The 19,590-nt window shown below is 56.8% G+C and carries 18 protein-coding genes; 14 read left to right on the top strand and 4 right to left on the bottom strand.

The annotated features are described in order from the left end of the window. Positions 1 to 180 precede the first annotated feature (180 nt). Positions 181 to 1,161, bottom strand: coding sequence for a PGF-CTERM sorting domain-containing protein (locus ACSFC5_RS22230; protein ID WP_440767396.1), 981 nt, complete (start codon positions 1,159 to 1,161; stop codon positions 181 to 183). 461 nt (positions 1,162 to 1,622) lie between these two features. Between ACSFC5_RS22230 and ACSFC5_RS22225 the strand changes: the two genes are divergently transcribed. The 5 genes from ACSFC5_RS22225 (at position 1,623) to ACSFC5_RS22205 (ending at position 8,748) form a co-directional block, all read left to right on the top strand. Then, complete coding sequence (locus ACSFC5_RS22225; protein WP_440767395.1) at positions 1,623 to 2,012, top strand: hypothetical protein; 390 nt, start codon at positions 1,623 to 1,625, stop codon at positions 2,010 to 2,012. Positions 2,013 to 2,105: 93 nt separating this feature from the next. Then, positions 2,106 to 4,997 carry a DEAD/DEAH box helicase gene (locus ACSFC5_RS22220; RefSeq protein WP_440767394.1) on the top strand — a complete coding sequence of 964 codons (2,892 nt, stop codon included), beginning with the start codon at positions 2,106 to 2,108 and terminating at the stop codon, positions 4,995 to 4,997. Positions 4,998 to 5,140: 143 nt separating this feature from the next. Next, the gene (locus ACSFC5_RS22215; protein ID WP_440767393.1) at positions 5,141 to 7,186 is read left to right on the top strand and encodes a PAS domain-containing sensor histidine kinase; all 2,046 of its coding nucleotides are present in this window, start codon (positions 5,141 to 5,143) and stop codon (positions 7,184 to 7,186) included. A gap of 146 nt (positions 7,187 to 7,332) precedes the next feature. Continuing rightward, positions 7,333 to 8,058 carry a protein sorting system archaetidylserine decarboxylase gene (locus ACSFC5_RS22210; protein WP_440767392.1) on the top strand — a complete coding sequence of 242 codons (726 nt, stop codon included), beginning with the start codon at positions 7,333 to 7,335 and terminating at the stop codon, positions 8,056 to 8,058. A gap of 144 nt (positions 8,059 to 8,202) precedes the next feature. Further along, a complete protein-coding gene (locus ACSFC5_RS22205; RefSeq protein ID WP_440767391.1) occupies positions 8,203 to 8,748 on the top strand; it encodes a hypothetical protein in 546 nt (181 codons plus the stop codon). A gap of 511 nt (positions 8,749 to 9,259) precedes the next feature. Here ACSFC5_RS22205 and ACSFC5_RS22200 read toward each other — a convergent pair. Beyond that, complete coding sequence (locus ACSFC5_RS22200; RefSeq protein ID WP_440767390.1) at positions 9,260 to 10,009, bottom strand: hypothetical protein; 750 nt, start codon at positions 10,007 to 10,009, stop codon at positions 9,260 to 9,262. A 666-nt stretch (positions 10,010 to 10,675) separates the two neighbouring features. On the opposite strand from ACSFC5_RS22200, the gene ACSFC5_RS22195 reads away from it, so the two are divergent. Both ACSFC5_RS22195 and ACSFC5_RS22190 read left to right on the top strand, forming a co-directional pair. Continuing rightward, positions 10,676 to 11,509, top strand: a complete 834-nt coding sequence (locus tag ACSFC5_RS22195; RefSeq protein WP_440767389.1) for an HNH endonuclease — start codon at positions 10,676 to 10,678, stop codon at positions 11,507 to 11,509. 483 nt (positions 11,510 to 11,992) lie between these two features. Then, positions 11,993 to 12,637 carry a hypothetical protein gene (locus ACSFC5_RS22190; protein WP_440767388.1) on the top strand — a complete coding sequence of 215 codons (645 nt, stop codon included), beginning with the start codon at positions 11,993 to 11,995 and terminating at the stop codon, positions 12,635 to 12,637. Here ACSFC5_RS22190 and ACSFC5_RS22185 read toward each other — a convergent pair. Further along, a complete protein-coding gene (locus ACSFC5_RS22185; protein ID WP_440767387.1) occupies positions 12,630 to 13,223 on the bottom strand; it encodes a hypothetical protein in 594 nt (197 codons plus the stop codon). The genes ACSFC5_RS22190 and ACSFC5_RS22185 overlap by 8 nt on opposite strands. Before the next feature lie 94 nt (positions 13,224 to 13,317). On the opposite strand from ACSFC5_RS22185, the gene ACSFC5_RS22180 reads away from it, so the two are divergent. The 3 genes from ACSFC5_RS22180 (at position 13,318) to ACSFC5_RS22175 (ending at position 16,069) form a co-directional block, all read left to right on the top strand. Further along, positions 13,318 to 14,523, top strand: coding sequence for a hypothetical protein (locus ACSFC5_RS22180; RefSeq protein WP_440767386.1), 1,206 nt, complete (start codon positions 13,318 to 13,320; stop codon positions 14,521 to 14,523). Positions 14,524 to 14,610: 87 nt separating this feature from the next. Further along, positions 14,611 to 15,009: a DUF8156 family protein gene (locus tag ACSFC5_RS23375; protein ID WP_502263110.1), complete on the top strand. Its 399-nt coding sequence runs from the start codon at positions 14,611 to 14,613 to the stop codon at positions 15,007 to 15,009. A 163-nt stretch (positions 15,010 to 15,172) separates the two neighbouring features. Further along, positions 15,173 to 16,069 (top strand): hypothetical protein, encoded by an 897-nt coding sequence (locus ACSFC5_RS22175; protein WP_440767385.1) that lies wholly within the window; start codon positions 15,173 to 15,175, stop codon positions 16,067 to 16,069. Positions 16,070 to 16,898: 829 nt separating this feature from the next. Here ACSFC5_RS22175 and ACSFC5_RS22170 read toward each other — a convergent pair. Next, the gene (locus ACSFC5_RS22170; protein ID WP_502263108.1) at positions 16,899 to 17,195 is read right to left on the bottom strand and encodes a winged helix-turn-helix domain-containing protein; all 297 of its coding nucleotides are present in this window, start codon (positions 17,193 to 17,195) and stop codon (positions 16,899 to 16,901) included. 200 nt (positions 17,196 to 17,395) lie between these two features. Between ACSFC5_RS22170 and ACSFC5_RS22165 the strand changes: the two genes are divergently transcribed. From ACSFC5_RS22165 to ACSFC5_RS22150, 4 genes are all read left to right on the top strand, one after another. Next, positions 17,396 to 17,590 carry a hypothetical protein gene (locus ACSFC5_RS22165; protein WP_440767384.1) on the top strand — a complete coding sequence of 65 codons (195 nt, stop codon included), beginning with the start codon at positions 17,396 to 17,398 and terminating at the stop codon, positions 17,588 to 17,590. Then, positions 17,587 to 18,003: a hypothetical protein gene (locus ACSFC5_RS22160; RefSeq protein ID WP_440767383.1), complete on the top strand. Its 417-nt coding sequence runs from the start codon at positions 17,587 to 17,589 to the stop codon at positions 18,001 to 18,003. Before ACSFC5_RS22165 ends, ACSFC5_RS22160 begins: the two co-directional genes overlap by 4 nt. Beyond that, the gene (locus ACSFC5_RS22155) at positions 18,000 to 18,344 is read left to right on the top strand and encodes a hypothetical protein (RefSeq protein WP_440767382.1); all 345 of its coding nucleotides are present in this window, start codon (positions 18,000 to 18,002) and stop codon (positions 18,342 to 18,344) included. The genes ACSFC5_RS22160 and ACSFC5_RS22155 overlap by 4 nt, the downstream gene beginning before the upstream one ends. 62 nt (positions 18,345 to 18,406) lie before the next feature. Then, on the top strand, positions 18,407 to 19,393 hold the full coding sequence (locus ACSFC5_RS22150; RefSeq protein ID WP_440767381.1) for a DUF8008 family protein: 987 nt from the start codon (positions 18,407 to 18,409) through the stop codon (positions 19,391 to 19,393). Positions 19,394 to 19,590: the final 197 nt, after the last annotated feature.

Raw genomic sequence — 19,590 nt, 5'->3', positions numbered from 1 at the left:
CGGCCGAGTCGGTCGGCCAGCAGTCTTATTACCTCGAGTCTGGACAGTTCGCTCGAGGGGACGATAGACTATCGACCGGTCTTCTCCGGTTTTTCGTTCGCCGTAGGGCAGTCGAATTCGTCCAGCTTCGGCTCTCGCGTAGCTATCCGTGTTGGGTCTCCGAGACGGTTTCGCCCGTCGTCAGGTCGACCGGCGACGGACGCCGACGAGCGCGGCGAGCGCCAGTGCGACGATCACTGCCGGGATACCGAATCCGGGGAGTTCATCGCCGTCGTCGGCATCATCGTCGGCATCGTCGTCGGCTTCGCCCGTTTCCTCATCGTCGTCGTTTGACTGCTCCGTATCATTGCTCGAGTTCGTCTCGTCCTCGTCGGTCGGGTCGTCGACGCCCGTCGCGTCGCCGTCGAGCTGGAGGACGACGGTGACCTGGCCGTGCGAGCCGTCCGGCCTGAAGGTCCACTCGCCGCCGGCTTCCTCGTAGGACTCGGCGTCCTCGATCGGATCGACGCTCGTATCCCAGGTGTCGTGGGCCTGCTGGATGTAGCCGACGAGTTCGATCTTGTCCGCGTGTTCGCCGTCGATCTGGGCCTCGCCGTACTCGATGGTCGAGTCCTCGGGCTGGCCGTGGATCGAGATGCAGTGGGAGTCCATGTAGCCGTCGCCCTGGGCCAGGTCCGGCGTCGTGCCGAACTGATCCGCGTCGAGGGGTCGGTCGTAGTGGTCGGTCACCGGGTACTGCACGGTCATCGGGTTGGCCTGGGAGTGCCAGTTCAACTCGTCGCCGGTCTCGATCGTGACGGTCGTGTTCGGAACGGTCTCGCCGACGATCGGCTCGCCGGCTTCGTTGAGCAGCGTCACGCAGATCTGTCCGGAGCCGTCACCGAGATACGGGGATCGATACTCGTCGCGCGGATTGATGTAGCTGACCCAGTCGCCGTTGCTCGCCTCGTAGTACGGGTCGCCTCGCTCGGGCGCCGCCTCGACGTACGCGTCCTCGGAGACGGTCGCGTTCGTCGACGCGTCCGGATCGATGGTCGCGCCGGATGCGGCCACCGACTCGTCGGCGCTTGCGCCGCCCATCACGGCGAGTCCGAGTATCCCGACCAGACACAGCGCGAACACGCCGGCCGCGACGGTCACCCGTGTTCGGTCCGCACTCATCGAGACCGTCCTCCGGGAGTCACCGTCGCAGTCGCGTTGTTCGGTTCTTCGGCTCCTGCGTCCGTAGCGACCCGACGCTCGAGAGTCCGTGACCGGGCTTCGAATCCGACGGCACGTTCTCGACCGATGGTCCCCTGGGAAGCCCCGCGGGCTGGGTGCGTTTCCGAACGGGATCGGTACGCCGGCCGTGATCTGAATCGGTTCATATGATCGAACCGCGTCATTCATCCATTTTTATATGATACGGATAACAGAATGTCATGAACGGGTAGGAGACGATTTACGCCAGTTTCGGAGTGGTTACCCCGCACCGGCGATCGGGAACGCGGCCCCTACTCGCTTGCGTTGACCGCCGAGCCGGCGGTTCGAGCCCGTTCGCCTAACCTCCGCTCGGTCGTCGACGCTCGACGCTTGCGCTGGCACCCCGAACCGACTTCCGGAGCGGGACTGTACGGTTTCCGATGCGCGTTCGATCCGCCGTCGATAGGGAGACGTCATCGCCGCAGGACCGATCGCCGAACGCGACGACCATCGACTCGAGCAGGGCGCTCCGAACGCTCGTACTCGTGGCGGCCGGGACCGTCGTCGTCGCGTACGCCCTCGATCGCGTTCTCGGTTCGAGTGCCGGGGATGATCCGTCGCTCGAGTCGATCCGAGATGAAGCCGTCGACGCCGTCCCGTCGGCCGTCAGCGACCGCGTTTCGGACGCGGTTCCCGCGGAATCGCAGGCCATTCCGATCGGCGACGTCGGCTCCGACGAGAACGACGGTAGCTCGACCACCGACGATGATGACGGCGACTCGACCACCGATGAAGACGATACTACCGACTCGAGTGCAGACGAGGAGTGAGGACGGACACGCGGGAGATTCTCGAGTCCGATCCGCCCGATCTAACCGCCGGGAACGTGGCGCTTATCCGGTTCTCGCCCCTACGTGCTCTCGATGAGTGAGGGCGACGTCGCGGCGTTTACGCACCTCGGATCGACGGTTCGCGGGGCGCTCTCCGAGCGCGGCTTTTCGACGCCGACGGCACCGCAGCGGCTGGCGATTCCGCCGCTATCAGCCGGCGAGCACACGCTCGTGATCGCACCCACGGGGAGTGGCAAGACCGAGACGGCGATGCTGCCGGTCTTCGATCACTTGCTCGAGGGTGACGGTGAGCCGAACACAGGGAGGCGATCCTCGTCGGAGGGGCCCTCCGACGGTGGGCCGCCGGAGGGCTTCGGCGCGCTCTACGTGACCCCGCTTCGGGCGCTCAACCGCGACATGCGCGAACGCCTCGAGTGGTGGGGCGAGTATCTGGATCTCGAAGTGGACGTCCGCCACGGCGACACGACGCAGTACCAGCGGGGCAAGCAAGCGAAGAATCCGCCGGACGTGCTGGTCACGACGCCGGAGACGCTGCAGGCGATGCTCACCGGCGAACGGCTGCGGGAGGCGCTCGCCGACGTCTCCCACGTCGTGATCGACGAGGTCCACGAACTGGCGGCCTCCAAGCGGGGGGCACAGCTGGCCATCGGTCTCGAGCGTCTGGAGGACCTCGCGGACGGCATTCAGCGGATCGGTCTCTCGGCGACCGTCGGCGATCCGGGCGAGGTCGGGCAATTTCTGACGGGCGGGCGGCCCTGCGAGATCCGTGAGATCGAGGTCGGCAGCAACGTCGACGTCACCGTCTGCCAGCCCAAGATCACCGAGGAAGACGAGCGGCTCTCGGGCGAACTGATGACCGAAGCGGACACGGCCAGCCACGTTCGGCTGATCCGCGATCTGGTCGCGGACCACGAGTCGACGCTGATATTCGTCAACACGCGACAGACGGCCGAGGCGCTGGGCTCTCGATTCACCGAACTCGAGCTGCCGATCGGCGTCCACCACGGCTCGCTGTCGAAGGAGGCCCGGATCGGTGTCGAGGACCGATTCAAGTCGGGCGAACTGGACGGACTGCTCTGTACGTCCTCGATGGAGCTGGGTATCGACGTCGGCCGGGTCGATCACGTGATTCAGTACAAGAGCCCGCGGCAGGTGACGCGGCTGCTCCAGCGGATCGGTCGCGCGGGGCATCGCCAGAACGAGGTCTCGAGCGGCACCATCGTTACGACCCGTCCCGACGACACGTTCGAGGCGCTCGCGATCGCTCGGCGCGCCCGCGACGGCGAGGTCGAACCGGCTGCGATCCACGAGGGCAGTCTGGACGTCGTCGCGAACCAGATTCCTGGATTCGTCCAGAGCCGCGGCGCGACGCCGCTCCGGGAGGCCTACGAGACCGTCACGCGCGCGTACCCGTTTCGCGACCTTCCCGAAGAGACGTTCCGCGAGGTCGTCTCGGAGCTCCACCGCAACCGGATCGTCTGGTTCGACGAGGGCGACGACCGACTCGAGACGACCGGCGGGACCTGGCAGTACGTCTATTCGAACCTCTCGATGATCCCCGACGAGGAGACCTACGAGGTCCACGACATCGCCTCGGGCGGCCAGATCGGGACCTTGGACGAGCGGTTCGTGGTCAACTTCGCCCAGCCGGGCGAGGTGTTCATTCAGCGCGGCGAGATGTGGCGGATCGCGGAGATCGACGACGAGGAGGGGCGGGTCAAGGTGAGTCCGATCGAGGACCCCGCGGGCGAGGTGCCGTCGTGGATCGGTCAGGAGATCCCAGTCCCGGCGGCTGTGGCGGGTGAAGTCGGCGGAATTCGCGGGGTCGCCGAACCGCAGTTGTCGGCGGGGGCCGACGCCGCCGCGGTCGGTCGTGAGTTGGCGCACCGATATCCCGCGGACGACTACACGCTCACCGAGGCCTGCGACCAACTCGAGCGTCAGACCGAGGCCGAGGCGCCGATGCCGACGGCGGACCGACTCGTCCTCGAGCGCCAGGGCCGGACCGTCGTGTTGAACGCGCCCTTTGGCCACACGGCGAACGAGACGCTCGGACGGGTGCTCTCGGCGCTTCTGGGCCAGCAGTCGGGCTCGTCGGTGGGGCTCGAGACGGATCCCTACCGGATCGAACTCGAGGTCCCCGGTTCTGTCGCGACCAGCGACGTGCTGTCGGTGCTCGAGGAAACCGATCCCGGGCACGTCGAGGCCATCGTCGAACTCGGGCTCAAGAACTCGGACGCGCTCGCCTTCCGACTCGCGCAGGTTTCGGCGAAGTTCGGCGCGCTCAAGCGCTGGGAGGCTAGCGGGTCGGGGCGGATCTCGAACGATCGCCTGCTCGCGGCGCTCGAAGAGACTCCGATGTACCGGGAGTCGATCCGCGAGGTGTTCCACGAGGATCTGGACGTCGAGCGGGCGAGCGCGGTGCTCGCGGGGATCCAATCCGGCGAGATTGACCTCGTGACCCACCGCGGTCGGACGCCGGTGGGACTGGGCGGTCGCTCCTCGAGCGGGAAGGAGCTGCTGGCGCCCGAGAACGCGGACGCGAGCGTCATCAACACTGTCCGGGAGCGGATTCAGAACGACCGGATCATCCTGCTCTGTACGCACTGCAAGGAGTGGAAGGTGAAAACGAAGGTCAAGCGCGTTCGCGACCAGCCCGAGTGTCCGGAGTGTGGCTCGACGCGGATCGCCTCGCTGAATCCGTGGGCCGACGAGGTGGTACAGGCGGTTCGGGCCGCGGAGAAAGACGAGGAGCAGGCGGCCATGACCGAGCGGGCGTTCCGTGCGGCCAGCTTGGTCCAGAGCCACGGCAAACAGGCCGTGATCGCGATGGCCGCCCGCGGCGTCGGGCCGCACAACGCCGCCCGGATCATCAACAAGCTTCGGGAGGACGAAGACGAGTTCTACCGCGACATCCTCTCGAAGGAGCGAGAGTACGCGCGAACCCAGTCGTTCTGGGACTGATGCGGCCGATCGCTGGGATCGAAACGTCTGAATACGGCCGGCAGATTTCGTCTATCGGCTATCGTCGGCAGCCGGTCTGGTCACGGCCGGACGCCGTTTTCGGGAACACAGCCCTTATGCCGGAGACTGGCCAACTACGCGCAATGGGATCCGGCCCGCCGTCTTCGCCGCCCTCCGGAAACCCGGACCGTCGAGACGCGGCGACCAGCAGCGAACCGGGCTCGCTCCTCGAAGCGGCGGACATCGCGAGCTTTCGGACCCGACCGGACGGGACGATTACGGCCGTCAACGACGCGTTCGCGTCGCTGACCGGGCACGACCGTTCGGAACTCCTCGAGACGCCGTTTTCGCGGATCACGGGGCCGGACGCTCCCTCCCTCGAGTCCATCGTCGCCGAGACGCACAACGGACGGCCGGTGTCTACGACGCTCCCGATTCGGACGAACGCGGAGACCGTCCGCTCCGAGGACGTCCACCTCGAACGCCTCGAGTCCGACGGGGACGAGCCTCGGATCGCCGGCGTCATCAACCGGCGATCGGTGCCGTCCGAGTCGGAATCGGACGCCGGACTCACGTACGGCCGGACGTTTCAGGCGCTCGCTGGCGCGCTCCCCGACGGGATCATCGTCCTCGACACGAACAGCGAGATCCAGTACGCCAACCCCGCCGTCGAACGCATTCTGGGCTACTCGGCGGACGAACTCCTCGGTTCGAGCAAGGTCAACATCATCCCGCCGCGCCTCCGCCAGAGGCACCTCGACGCGCTGCAGCGGTACCTCGAGACCGGCGAGCGAAACTTAAACTGGACCTACGTCGAACTGCCGGGCCAGCACAAAGCGGGCCACGAGGTCCCGCTCGGCGTTTCGCTCAACGATTTTACGTACGATGGCGACCGCTACTTCGTGGGGCTGTTTCGGGATATTTCCCCGCGAAAGGAGGCCGAGGAGACGCTCACGGCGAAGGTCGCCCAACTCGAGTCGGTCGCCTATCTGGGCCGGCACGCACTCGAGAACACGGATACCGACGATCTCCCGGAGAAAGCGGCCGAACTGGTCACGACGGCGCTCGACGTCGAGTGCTGTGCGCTCCTCGAGAGCACTCCCAACTCCCCCGACGACCCGTTTCAGGTGCGCTCGCAGGTCGGCTGTGCGGACGCACTCCTCGAGAACGAAACGCGGCGTTCGGACGAACGCCGTTCGCTCGCGGGTGCGACGCTCGACGCGAGCGACCCCGTCGTCGTCGAAAATTTCGAGGCCGATACTCGCGCCGTCGACACCGTCGGGGGAGGCGAAACCGGCGTCCGCAGCGGTATCGGCGTCACCGTCGGCTCGCTGACCGATCCGTGGGGCGTCCTCACCGTCTACGATCCGGAGCCACAGGAATTTGCCGACCACGACGTGGATTTCCTCGAGAGCGTCGCGACGATCATCTCGACCGCCCTCGAGCGGCAGTCCTACGAGCGCCGGCTCAACGACACCGTCGCGGAACTCGAGGAGTCGAACGAGCGTCTCGAGCAGTTCGCCTACGCGGCCAGCCACGACCTCCAGGAGCCACTGCGGATGGTCTCGAGCTACCTCCAGTTGCTCGAAGGACGGTACGCGGACGAGCTCGATTCGGACGCGGAGGAGTTTATCGAGTTTGCCGTCGACGGCGCCGAGCGAATGCGGTCGATGATCAACGGTCTGCTCGCGTACTCCCGGATCGACTCGCAGGGGGCACCGTTCGAATCCGTTGATTTAGACGCGCTGCTCGAGGACGTCCTGACCGATCTGCAGGTGATAACCGAGCAGCACGAGGCCGAGATCACGGTGGAGCCCCTTCCGGAGGTGCGGGGCGACGCGGATCAGCTCCGACAGCTGTTCCAGAACCTGCTGTCGAACGCGATCGAGTACTCGGGCGACGAGCCGCCGCGGGTTCGCATCGAGGCCGAGCGAACCGGCGGCGGCTGGACGCTGTCGGTTCACGACGAGGGGATCGGGATCGATCCCGATGACTCCGAACGGATCTTTCAGGTGTTCCAGCGGTTGCACAGCCGTCAGGAGTACGACGGTATGGGGATCGGGCTCGCGCTCTGTCGGCGTATCGTCGAGCGCCACGGCGGGGAGATCTGGGTCGATTCTGAGGCCGGGGAGGGGGCGACGTTTTCGTTTACGCTGCCGGGCCAACAGCCGGCCGAGGGGCTTCGGTAGGGGTCGGTTCGGTCGGAGCGAGTGCGTGCGGGTTTCCGTTGCGGGTCACCGTCTTTTGTCGTCGTCGGTCGTGTTGCGCTCCGTCTCGCGTCTCTCGGCCGCGGGCCACCGTAACGGCCATACGAATCGGTCACGTGGGTTGGCGCATGAACTTCGCGCCGGGAGCCTGGAAGTACGCGATCCTCCCGTTGCTCGCCGCACCGTTCGTGTTCGTCTTCAGCGTGACGGCGAGTATTCTTGCACTCGCACTCGGTGCCGGAACGCTCGCGTTCTTCCGCGATCCGGAGCGAACGCCGCCGCCGACGGGCGTCGTCTCGCCGGCCGACGGAAACGTCTCCGTGCTCCGCGAGGAGGGCGACCGCGTTCGGCTGGGCGTCTTCATGAACGTCTGGCACGTCCACGTCGTCCGCGCGCCGTTTGCCGCGTCGGTGACCGACGTCGAGCACGTCTCGGGGGCGAACCGACCCGCCTTCTCGAAGGACTCGGATCGGAACGAGCGCGTGCACGTGCGGTGTGAAACCGAGTCGTCGAACCTTCCCGCCTCCGGGTCGTCTGGGGGAGTGGGGGATGGGAGCGGTGACGACGCTTCAGCCGCCGAGGACCCGCACGCGAAAGCCGACCAGCCGCCGAGCGACGCCGAGGTGACGCTGATCGCCGGCGCGTTCGCCCGCCGGATTCACCCCTACGCCGAGCGCGGCGACGACCTCGAGCGCGGCGACCGAATCGGGCACATCGCCTTCGGCAGCCGGGTGGATCTCCTGTTTCCGCCCGAGGTCGAACTCGAGGACATCGACGTGGAAATCGGGGATGCGATGACGGCCGGGGAGACGGTGGTGCTCGAGGCTCCCGTCGGTGCGGAGATCGAACTCTGATCGGCGTTTCAGAGGAAACCATACGCCTCCCCACGGTTTCGCTGGGCCAACTATTCGGCTGGTGGTACGATTTAGGGCCTGCGATTCTCGGTTGTGATTCCGGCCGAAAGTATCAACCGATGGTAATCGGATAGCTCCCCATCGATGTCATCTCAGAGTAGGTTAGAGACACTCCAGCCATTCATTGGTGAGAACGAAACCGCGATCGAGGCACAATCAAATGAGCTAGAAACGTTTCTTCTGACCGATCAGCGGCTGTTCTCGGTTCGGAGGAGCGAGGGAGACACCGAACGGACACTCGTCGATACGGTTCACCTTGAGTTAGTGGGCGGGACGAAGATAGAACAACAACGGAAACCCGACTTCGACCAAGAGACGGTCGGATACGGGATATTCTCGATTCTTATCGGTTTTGTAGCCCTCGCAGCGGCAGCGGGCCTCGACGGAAGTCTCATGGGGTTGATGCTACTGGTCGGAGTCGGTGTCGGTCTCATGGGCATCATCCTGGTGATCGAGGGCTACAGCGCTGCGGACGGCAGCGTAACGATCAAACTGCAAAGCGAAGCTGGGGACGTGATGCGAGAGATCCGTCTCGGAGAGGATCAGTTGGCGTTCGGTGAAGCGGTCTCGAGAGCTGTGAGTGGTAATATTACCCAGCCGGATGCGGTCTCGAGAAAAGTCGGCAACTAACGATTCAGAACAACTCCGATCGGTGGTCACATTACCAGCGGATGGGAAACTTCAATATTGGTTTCGAACCGATGTTTTCTGACGCAGTTGATTCCATTAGTCATATCGAACCCTTTTCGGCCGTCCCCAAGGATACAGCGCTAAAAAACCACACCGCTTCCGTCATACTTCCGCAAAGCAGAGTTACAGTTGAAAACTTGAAAAGCATCATTCTCCAAACATACAAATAAAAACAATAGCCAAACAATAAAAATAATTATATTTGAATATGGCGCTAAAATACAAAGAATAGCCTTTAGAGAGCCTGTAAGGTTCGTAAGGAGCCGAATTAGCCTTGCTACTGATGGTAAAGATTAAGTAACCTAGTGTCTTACTCGGAATCAGACTTGGTCTATGGGACAGTTAGCACGAGAGTTAATGAGGGAGGATGAACAGGAGAACTACGATGCCTATGTGGCAATGGGAGAAGTTCAGTTAGGAAAAGACCACTCTCAAGAGTGACCGTCTCTATCTATAGCTGTTCTAGTATTTGATCTTGCCTTTGACGATTTGGAGAATGGTGATCAAAGTCTGTAATGTCGTAAAATCGTTCGACGAAATAACGGTGCCACAAAAGGTACAGTTCGTCCTTACTCCAAAGGTTATCGAACCGGACTTCAATAATATGTCTTCGCAATAGTTTCGATTTGAAAATCGCCTTTTGATATCTGACATCATCCCAATCGAACTTTTCAATTCCATTTAATGACAATAATATATTGAGAGTCGCCATCGCTGTTCGATGATTAGCATCGGGAAAGAAATGTAATCCAATAATTGCTCTCACCCAGTGAGCACATTGTTGTGTTACTGGTTCTCTTTTCGGGAACTCATCCATGACACGATTTAGATCGCCATTTCGAACTACCGAAATTTTGTGTTTCACTTGATTGTATGTCAATAGATCTCCATAGTCATATCTGTGATCTGGATTTTTGAAATATTCTCTATTCCGCCATTTGATGTCCTCTGGATCCAGTTCACTAAAATCAGTAATCCGATCGACTCCTGGGCTAGGGATACTTTCCCGAAAACCATCTAGTTTGGTTTCTGAGTTTGCGAATCTGTGCCCCTTCTCAGACAGTGCATAGAGGTCGTGGGTAACCTCCACAACTAAGCCCTCCCGCGTTAATTGCTGGCAACGGAGACGGACGACGTTCTCTCGAAGACGGTCTTTGCTGATATCTTTCGGGGTAGATGGTGAGTCCTCTTTTAAAAACATTAACACACTCCTGTCTATCTTTTCAATAGAAGGACTAGTCTGCATTTGTATGAGTGTTGATGCAGTTCACCTACGTAAAATCTCTTGTTAGATATTCACTCATCCCAGGAATTTGCTCGCTCAGTAGTACTGGATCGCCGACCTCGAGGAGCAACTCGAAACGCTGCTCGAGGGAATTCGAAATACCGGCAAACGCCGCCTCAGAACCCCGTTGGCGGCCAATAAGCTTACTTTCCACCGGTCGAATACCCCAGCCGACGGGGGGAAAGGGGTACTGTCGTTGCCGACAGGTCCGTTCGACGTGAGACATCGACCCCACCGTCACCGATCGGGATCGGTTCACCGTCACCGACGCCTGATCGCCGATCGGCCCGTCCGGTTGACACACCACCAGCGGATGGGGAGCTTCGACGTCGGTTCGGTACCGACGTTTTCTGAGGGAGTTGATTCGGTCAGTTCTGTTGAAACCCGTTGTGAGTGTCCCCAAGGGGACTGAGCCAAAAAATTACAGCGCCCTGCCCCCGCCTCCGCACGCGGATCTCCAGTTGAAGCATATGAAACGGACCCCAGTAGTATCCACGAAAATAGGGGATTATCACCTAAATTTCTTCCCCGAATCTATTTGTATGTAGAAATATGAAGGTCAAATTAGCTTTGGCAAGCTAAATGACCTACAATGAACAACTATTGGTTATGCCTGACCTTCCTTTCAAGATCGGCAAAACTTATCACCGAGTAGAAGACATTCATGAGAAGTACGGCGGTAACCGTTACAGTGGGATCGCACCTTGTGCTAAGTATCCTTACGTATTCATCTTCTATGGAGAAGCTGGCGAGTGGCATGGCTATGATGACGAGTTCTTAGATGATGGCCGGTTCCTCTACACTGGTGAAGGCCGAGACGGAAATATGACGATGGACGGTGGAAATGCTGCAATCCGAGACCACCAATCGAACAATGACGAATTGCACGTCTTTGAAATTAAAGAAGGTGCTTGGGAGGTTTCCTATGTCGGTGAATACCAATATAACGATCACCAACAATTGAGACTACCTGATCGCAACGACAACATGCGAGATGCATTCCGTTTTGAGTTGGTCCCCGCTGGTGGTCTTGAGATGGATGTTGGAGAATCGAACCTTAGTAGACTTTCAACAGAAGAACTCTACGATCGAGCCGAAAATAGTGTCGCAGGCGAATCCACAGTCGAATCAGAAAGTAGTTCTCGAACAACATACCGTCGTTCAAAGATAGTCAAAGAGTACGCTCGAAGGGAGGCAGACGGTGTCTGCAAAGGTTGTGAGAATGAGTCACCGTTTGTTGGCGAAGACGGTCGGCCATTTCTCGAAGTACACCATCTTCACCGACGAACTGATGGTGGGGCTGATCACCCAGATAATGTGATTGCTCTTTGCCCGAATTGTCATCGCCGAGTACACTATGGTCAGAACGGCGAGAAATTCAATCAGAAACTCATTGCAAAAGTGGATAACAGGTGATGTTTTTCACACACCATGCCCCTGGAGGGCGGAGAAATTAGGCGTCGTGAGGAGTGCACGCCGTGCTTGCAAAAAATTGAGCGGCCGATACAGGACGTTATGGCGGCGCCAAGCCACTGATAGGGTGTAGTGAAACCTCGATAATCGTGATTGTCGAATGCGCCTACGAGGGTTTATTAGTAAAGGCGCGGCCAGACGGAATGGCCATGCGACACCCACAAGATGATCTGCTAATTGTATGGGCTCTCGTTGAATTAGCCCAGGATCTTAGAGGGACGGAGTTAGAAGAAGATATCTTGTGTCTTGCTGACGAGATTGCAAGTCAACATGGACTTACAGTCGCTGATGCGATTAGGCAAATTGAAACCTGAGTTGCCAGCAATTCTATTCATTAATTGTTAGTTCGACTGTGTATTTAGTGGTAGTGCTAAGCAGACTTTTTATATATACTGACTACCAACCAGCAAATCATAACTAGGTTACATGGGCTGGGGTACTGCTTTTGAGAAACTCATAGATCTCGGACGATATACTGCTAAGTGGAGGACGCAAAGAATCGTAATTAAGGAACCCCACATTCGTCGTCCAGATCTAGTCGATTCATATGATCCGGATCTTACGTTAGATTCACCAGACGTAGACTTGCCATTTGAGTTTGGATTAAGCTTTCACTTTGAAAACAAATCAATGAATTCGGTTGACGATTGCTCTTATGCAGTTGTAGTTGAACATACTGAAAGTGGCCCCTCTTCTGATAAAGTGACTACAAATTTCCCGGGTCAACTAGAGGATTACGATGGTCTCACTGAGCCTCAATTATCTCCCGTGATTATTCGAACAGATTTAAATGAGCAAATACGCTTTCTCGGAGATGGACCAAATCCAGAAGACAGCGGGCGCATAAGGATAGATGACGATATTAGAGCTCGGATCAAAGTAACTGGGAAAGGCGTGAGAGCAGATAGTTGCGAGTTGTCAATACATCGGCTGTTTGAGGACTGGCTAAGTGATCACTCTGGGTTCGATATGAGAATGTTCGTTGATGACCCTAGTAAATTTGATATCGGCCTTGAAGAGATGCCAGAGATGGTAATAGGAGAAGACGTTGGTACGAATATTATTACTTAGCCGTAACTTTTTGCTCGAACGCACCAAGTGATAACCCCGCTAACTCTGCCCCTTTTTCAAGATCAACTTTTCCTCTCTCATATAACTTTACAGCTACGGAGGCCCGTTTTGGTTCTAGCCCATCTTTTTCAAGGGATTCAGTAGTCATATCGGGGTTCGTGTAATAGATATAGACCAATAACTCGTCTTTTGATAAGTCATTGAGCTTTTCTTTAGAATCCTCAATCATATCTAATAGCTGCTCATTAGTCCCATCTTCCACGATCTCTGCTACTTCTTTGCCTCGCTTTGTCAATCGTAGACCCTTTCGATCACGTTCAACCAAGCCTAGATATTGGAGATCCTCTGCCAGATTGTTCACTGTTTCACTGTAAGGACCCTGAAGATGAGGCTCATAATCTAGAAATTCTCTGAGGTCTGGAAGAGAATCAGAAACATAGAATAGCTCTTTTTGGAGCCATAGATTTCCAGGTATTGCCTTCTCGTGAGCTGCAGACAGCAGTAGTAGCACCATCTTTTCAGGACTCTTCAACTCTTCTGTTAGTTCTTCAGGTCCATCTTTTGAGTTGATCGTCTGTCCGCTCATTGCACTACACACAAATTCGAAGCACAAACACTTAATACCCCCCGGTTTAGAACCCCGTTTCTATATAAGGGATTAGTTCATTGAGAAACATAATATGGGAAAGTTTCAGGTCAAGGTGAGGACCATTGATGATAATACATTATTCTCTCATAAAACTATAAAAATTGGCTCAAAAAGGATAGAGACCCCGTGCAAGGCAATCCCAATAGCCAAATCGCGGAAAAAAGACCAAATTTCTGAAGAAGCACGTGGCTTCAATGAGCATTATTTTCAGGTAGACAAGGGGACTCTTGAAGAAGCACAAAGGAAACACAAAACAAGTCTGAAAGACAACATTCGCCGATCACTCAACAAAGGGAGACAGGACGAATTCAACGTTGTGTTCATTAGCTACCAATCTACAGATCAGATACCAAAAAACAATCTCAATTACTTGGTAGATTTGATTTATTCCACTTCAGAATTTATAACTGTACCACTAATGCCTGAATTGCTGAAGAAAATAAAAGAAGATGGACAAGGAACAGCCTCAATCCACTTTACTTCGTATCTCAATAATGTGAAGAACTTTATCGAAGTGGCACTACAAATGGGGAATAAGCCGATTATGGGAACAGTGCCCTCGCTGCCTAGAGTGTTTATAAATAAAGTTCTTGATGTATATCTCAACAATCGGATTCGGGCATACTGCTTCAATTTTGATGGGAGAACGGTAACGGCTCAGCAACAACTGACTGATATGGTCACTCCATTAATGAGACGGATTGCGATCGAAGAGATGGAAGAGGATACCATGTTCTATACTCTAAACGCCCACAGGGGAAGGAGTAAGGCTGGAGCAAGTTATATTCCTGCGAGAGACTTTTTATCATTTGGATTTGGTATGGACATTCTCGGTGACAAGCATACTGGTGGAAATTTACCGCCAGAACTATTTGCAAAGCTAGATGACTCTGATCCTACCTTTAGGATGTTCAATAAGGATCACTACATTTATGAGAATTATGAATATAGTCAATTGAATAACAGCATTCCAAGAGATACTGGATTGAATAAGAGACGGATTCTGACCCGCCAGAATGACAATTACCGACTAGCAACTCTTCTGAACGGTGAGCAACAATCTCTAGAAACCAGTAATCTACAACCAGCTATAGATGAACAGCGAGTACTAGATCACGTAGACAGAAAACAGGGAATAGATCACAACGAAATAGAAAGTATGGAGACAACCAGAAACAACTTCATCAGTAGCCAAAGTCAATCGACTCTATCCTCTCTCGATGACATGCTTGGTTAGAGGAAAGCATCTAGTCACTTTGGAGTGTTGGAGCTACAATGTCGGGAAGCACTGGAGTTTATAGTCGACAGATCCGGTTTCCCGAATATGCACAATGACGCAATTCCAGATGTGAGACCGTATCGGAATTCCGGAAACAGCTCTCCGTTGCTTATCTATTGTTCGCTCGCTTTGGGCTACATGGGCAAAACAAACCCTACCTACCGCGATCGGCTCTGTGAATTCGAGAATGAGTGGTCACCGTACCACAGAGCACTTCGGCTCGAGTATCAAGATCACTTCGAGCGGCTATTCGTCCAAGCGCGGAACTTCGCCGACGCTGGTGGAATTCAGAATCACACCGATCCGACGACCACACACCTCATTTCAATCCTACTCGCGCAAGAGTGCCGGATCGCCGACCTCGAGGAGCGACTCGAAGCTATGAATGAGCATCTAAGTAGGTCCAGCGAAGACTTCTCCAGCGACTCCACTAGCGGTCAGTAGGCTTAATCCGTGCTACTCGAATGAACCCCCCAACAGGAGTGAGGACTACTGTCTATTCGAGCGAGAACCGGATGCAGAGATCATGAACGTTGCACTCACTACGAACACCTCTTCTCGTAATTAAATACTCAATTTAAATAGGGGCGGTGACATGTAGACAACAATGCCATCAGAGAAGCCCGATCCTAATGATGAGGAAGACGAGTCAGAGAAACCTAAGGAAAATAAAGATAAAAATGGGACGGAGGACTCCAAGTTTGACGACACTGAAGAAGCAGATAACGAAGAAGAAGAGGAGGAAAGCAGAGATGACGAAGAGGACGAATCCGACCCACAGACTGTTTCAAACCCCTTCTACTACGGATCATTTGATAATGAACTCAAAGAATTGAACGAGACACTTAATCAGATCCGAATTCCTACGTTAGCTTTTCAACAACTAGCAAGAGACACGGAGTCGATCAATAGGACTTTAGAACAGATCGCAGAAGAGTTCACAATTCCGCAACAGGAATTACAGGGCTTTGCGCGACAGCTGGAGATGACGCAGGAGCAGTTCAAGCAATTTGATGCAGCAAATAGAGCGATTGCCAGAAGCATCAACCCCGAAATATTTGATATTTACAAGGACATCGAAGAATCATCTATTTTAAATTTGTATGAGGTTGTAGCTGCAATTAATCAGATTGAAGCTGAGGAAGAAGTGGAGGCGGTTGAGGAAGGAGACGAAGAAAGAGCCGAAGAAATTCGAGAAGTTTCTGTTTCGAATGGGATTGAAAAGAACACATACAATTTTGTGGCGACATACATTCTCAATGGTGGTGATGCCTTTTCAGAGACAACAACAAAAGGTGCTGAAAGAATCCTTCTGAGCGACCCGGTTTGGGAAAAACGACAGGCTTTCACAGAGTTGGTGAGGACTGCAGACCAACAAACGAGGGTTGTCGTTGAGATGATTACCCATGTTGCCCTAACCTTTCTTGTTTTTCTGTTTTTGCCTTCTTCTGACTCGGAGGATGACGAGGACGATAACTACGAAGACGATGAGGATGAGGAATAAGCCCCATGCTCGGTAACATTGGCCGGTGGATCAGTAAGGACAGGGAGGAGGTGATTTTCATTCCTGTTCTAGTGTTCGGTTACATCTATGTCGAATTCGACGAATTAACGCCTTACTTTAATCCGTTCTCATTTGGGTTTTCTGAGCGCGCATTTCTCCTTCTCACAGTTGTTTGTGTGGTTGTCGCTTCTATCCTATATACGGTTCTTAATGCATTGAGTTCAGATCTTTCAAAGTCAGAAGCGCGAGATAAACTAAAATCGCTTAGTGGTAAATCGAAGCTCTTATTAACAGTATTAGTTTTAATTTACATTGTTTTATTATTGTCTTCCATCGGAGAATTAGTATTGAGACTGTATCATCAAGACCTTGTTATAATCGGGCTAGCTATGTTTTACCTTGTACTGATCACTGTGAGTACAACTGAATTTATGATGAAATGACTTTCAAGCCCTGTGTTCAACACGATTTTCAAAATATTACCGAGATCTAACTGAGATTGGAGCGGTCACTTCGTACGTGGACTTACCGTGCCATACAGATGGTTTTCGTCTGGACAGAACGTCGTGAGAGACAGAAGTGATGGCACTTCGGGGAGTCCCACGTAGAATCGTCTGATCAACTGTATATGAACACGAGCACGGATTTTCTGTGTTCATCTCTCTCGATTTTGGTTATCCATCTTATTAGAATCTCTTCAGCCATTTTCCCACCATTGTCGCTCTAACACTAGACCAACTGGTATTGAAAAATTGAATCAGTGTTCACAGGTCCGCTTTCGAGTCGTAGATCGGTTACGCAACTCTCACTCCAGTCATGAAGTGGACCGTCACGAATTGTTACTTGTTGCGTCGAGTTCGCCCGCGTCAAGTTCTTCATCCAGAAACGCACGACCGTTCTCACCGAGTCGATAGAGACCTTGGGCGATTCGCTCGACGAGTCCGTACTCCTCGAGTTTGGAGAGCCGAACGCTGGCATGGCTGCGAGAGCACACTTCGAAATTCTCCACAGCCTGCGGAGTGAGATTTCCCTCATCGCGCATCGTTTCCATGATGCGTTCGTCGACCGGGCGCATCCAGTCGGCTCGTTGTCGTACCACGTCTCTAGAGGCTCGATTAGCGGCCATAGGTGTACCGATAAGTACGATATCGTATCTAAACCGTTTGAATCTGTTGGTGAATTCTTCTCCTATGAATGTAAATCGTTATGAAGCTATTTGTAAGCGGAGTCTCAATACCCAGTCGATCCGTCCCTTTCGGGCCAAAAGGTCCGACGTGTCTCAGCACGCCGGGGGTCGGGTCACCCTCTTCACGAGGATTTCCGACCATGCGAAACGAACGCTCGAGGGGTCATAGAGATTACCCCATAGACGACCGTACAGCCAGCCAGCGAGACGGCCACGACCACCCCGCGATCAATCCGGACGACGAAGCCATCGCACTCCCACTTCTCAGCGATCACGCGCTCGTCGTCGTCAGCGAGGACGCCATCCTCGAGTCCCGCGGAGGATCCCACCGATGACCGACTCGAGGTACGTCGTCCCCACGGGTCGGGGCTACCTCGGCACGCACGCCGTCAGCACCGATCGGACGGTCACGCTCTCGACTGCCGTGCTCGGCGACCGGGACTGGACCGACCGGTCTCGAGTCCACGCCGTCGCCCACGAGGACGGCGTCGCACTCGTCCCCGCGGCCGAGTCGACGGAGCCGATCGCCGCGTACGTGCTGTGCACCCGCCACGACGCCGCTCGAGTCGCCGTCGGCTCGGTCGTCGTGGCCGAACTGGGGCTCGAGCCCGGCGATTCGGTCCGCGTCTACGATCTCGCGGTGATCGACGACCGACCCGGCCTGTTGCTCGTCGACGCGGCGGACGATCCGTGTCTCGAGGTCGATGCGGGGGCCGACGGTGAACGCGACGCGGGGGCCGAGCCGTGAGCGACGATCCCGACGATTTCGACGATTCCGAGCCGTCCGGCGTCCCCGAGGCGATGACCACCGAGTGGTTCATCGACCACCTCGAGGAGCTCGACGCGCACGTCGCGCGGCTTCTCGAGTCGATCCCGGACACGGAGGCGTTCGACGACGAGACCCGTGCCCGGACCAGGCGTCGCTTGCGGGAGATCCGCGCCCAAATCAATCCGCTGCTGGTCGCGCTCCGCTCTCGCGTCGAGACCGACGACGGTCACTCCTGCGGGACCACCAACGCCGGTCGCCCGCACACTGAGTCCGACGACCGAGGCTCTCAGAGCGAGTCCGACGATCCGCCGCCCGAGTGACGGCTCGGACACTTCCCGACGCCCCCGTATCGTCGTGCAACCACCCACACCATTCGACACCGATGCCATCACCGACAGCAGCCGAGACCGACGAACCGACCCGCAACCACCCCTCGCAGCCCGACCGATGCAACGGGTTCGAACAGCTTCGCGAGCGTCTCGAGACCCTCGAGGCCAGCCTCGAGCGCAAGGACGACCGGATCGACGACCTCGAGCGGGACCGCGACCGACTCGAAGCGACCGTCGACCGGCTGGGCGATCGAGTCGCGGAGCTCGAGGCCGAAACCGAACGGCTCGAGAGCGAAACTCAACGCCTCGATAGCGTCACCGACGCGGCGCTGAACAAGGCCGGCGCGAACAAGGAACGGATCGCGGAACTGCAGTCCCGCGAACTCGAGAAGGGCGCCCACCTCCGGACCGAACACGTCGACGAGCACGCGGTCACCGTCCCGGAGGGTCGCCTCGAGCGGATCGAGAAGGACGACGGCGCGGCCTACTACCGACTGCCGGAGCACGCCGACCCGCTCGACCGGGACGACGCCGTCTCGCTCGCCTACGGCGACCTGCTCCCGATCCAGCAACTCGCCCGGATGGACGACCAGCGGCGTCGCTCGGCGGCGAACGCCCTCCCCACTAGACTGGCCGCGAAACTCTGGCAAGCACGAACCGATCCGAGCGTCGGCGACGATCCGTGGGAACGCGGCTGCAAGGACGTCGCCGAGTTCGTCACCGCGAGCGATCTGCGACACTGGATCCGCCGCACCGAACCCGGCATCAGCGAGAGCTACGCGAAGAAGCTGGTCTCGCGGACGATCGATTCCCTCCTGGATCTCTCGAAGAACCGGCTCGCGGTGCGCCGGAAGACCGAACGCAAGAACGGCCTCGAGTACACCGAACGACGGGTACTCCTCCCGGCGGACGCCTCGATCCCCGGCGAGGCGGGACGGGACGAGGCGCTCGACTCGACCCGCCGGACCGACTCGACGAGCCGAACCGAGAACGAGACGCCCGACTCGAGCGACCCAGAGACAGCTGACGTCCACGGATAGGCCCGTCCACGGGGTCGGAACGGCTCTCGAGAGAGACTCCACTCCACTACCCACGCTCCACTGCAGCCACGCGCGGCTGCTCGCTTCACTGCGGTAGCCGCGGGTCCGTCTCTCGAGCGGTCCTCGGCGGTCAGGTCGGAGACGCCGAACCGATGCCGTCCGGGGACAACAGCCGTCCACGGAGTCGCTCGAGCAGC

Origin of the sequence: Natronorubrum marinum, from assembly GCF_052040125.1 — an archaeon.
GTDB lineage: Archaea > Halobacteriota > Halobacteria > Halobacteriales > Natrialbaceae > Natronorubrum.
Note: the sequence above shows the minus strand (reverse complement) of the source record. Positions and strands in the feature narration are given on the sequence as shown.

Coding starts and splice junctions, on each gene's coding strand:
- ACSFC5_RS22230 (WP_440767396.1), bottom strand. CDS start 1,161: ATGAGTGCGGACCGAACACGGGTGACCGTCGCGGCCGGCGTGTTCGCG.
- ACSFC5_RS22225 (WP_440767395.1), top strand. CDS start 1,623: ATGCGCGTTCGATCCGCCGTCGATAGGGAGACGTCATCGCCGCAGGAC.
- ACSFC5_RS22220 (WP_440767394.1), top strand. CDS start 2,106: ATGAGTGAGGGCGACGTCGCGGCGTTTACGCACCTCGGATCGACGGTT.
- ACSFC5_RS22215 (WP_440767393.1), top strand. CDS start 5,141: ATGGGATCCGGCCCGCCGTCTTCGCCGCCCTCCGGAAACCCGGACCGT.
- ACSFC5_RS22210 (WP_440767392.1), top strand. CDS start 7,333: ATGAACTTCGCGCCGGGAGCCTGGAAGTACGCGATCCTCCCGTTGCTC.
- ACSFC5_RS22205 (WP_440767391.1), top strand. CDS start 8,203: ATGTCATCTCAGAGTAGGTTAGAGACACTCCAGCCATTCATTGGTGAG.
- ACSFC5_RS22200 (WP_440767390.1), bottom strand. CDS start 10,009: ATGTTTTTAAAAGAGGACTCACCATCTACCCCGAAAGATATCAGCAAA.
- ACSFC5_RS22195 (WP_440767389.1), top strand. CDS start 10,676: ATGACCTACAATGAACAACTATTGGTTATGCCTGACCTTCCTTTCAAG.
- ACSFC5_RS22190 (WP_440767388.1), top strand. CDS start 11,993: ATGGGCTGGGGTACTGCTTTTGAGAAACTCATAGATCTCGGACGATAT.
- ACSFC5_RS22185 (WP_440767387.1), bottom strand. CDS start 13,223: ATGAGCGGACAGACGATCAACTCAAAAGATGGACCTGAAGAACTAACA.
- ACSFC5_RS22180 (WP_440767386.1), top strand. CDS start 13,318: ATGGGAAAGTTTCAGGTCAAGGTGAGGACCATTGATGATAATACATTA.
- ACSFC5_RS23375 (WP_502263110.1), top strand. CDS start 14,611: ATGCACAATGACGCAATTCCAGATGTGAGACCGTATCGGAATTCCGGA.
- ACSFC5_RS22175 (WP_440767385.1), top strand. CDS start 15,173: ATGCCATCAGAGAAGCCCGATCCTAATGATGAGGAAGACGAGTCAGAG.
- ACSFC5_RS22170 (WP_502263108.1), bottom strand. CDS start 17,195: ATGGCCGCTAATCGAGCCTCTAGAGACGTGGTACGACAACGAGCCGAC.
- ACSFC5_RS22165 (WP_440767384.1), top strand. CDS start 17,396: ATGCGAAACGAACGCTCGAGGGGTCATAGAGATTACCCCATAGACGAC.
- ACSFC5_RS22160 (WP_440767383.1), top strand. CDS start 17,587: ATGACCGACTCGAGGTACGTCGTCCCCACGGGTCGGGGCTACCTCGGC.
- ACSFC5_RS22150 (WP_440767381.1), top strand. CDS start 18,407: ATGCCATCACCGACAGCAGCCGAGACCGACGAACCGACCCGCAACCAC.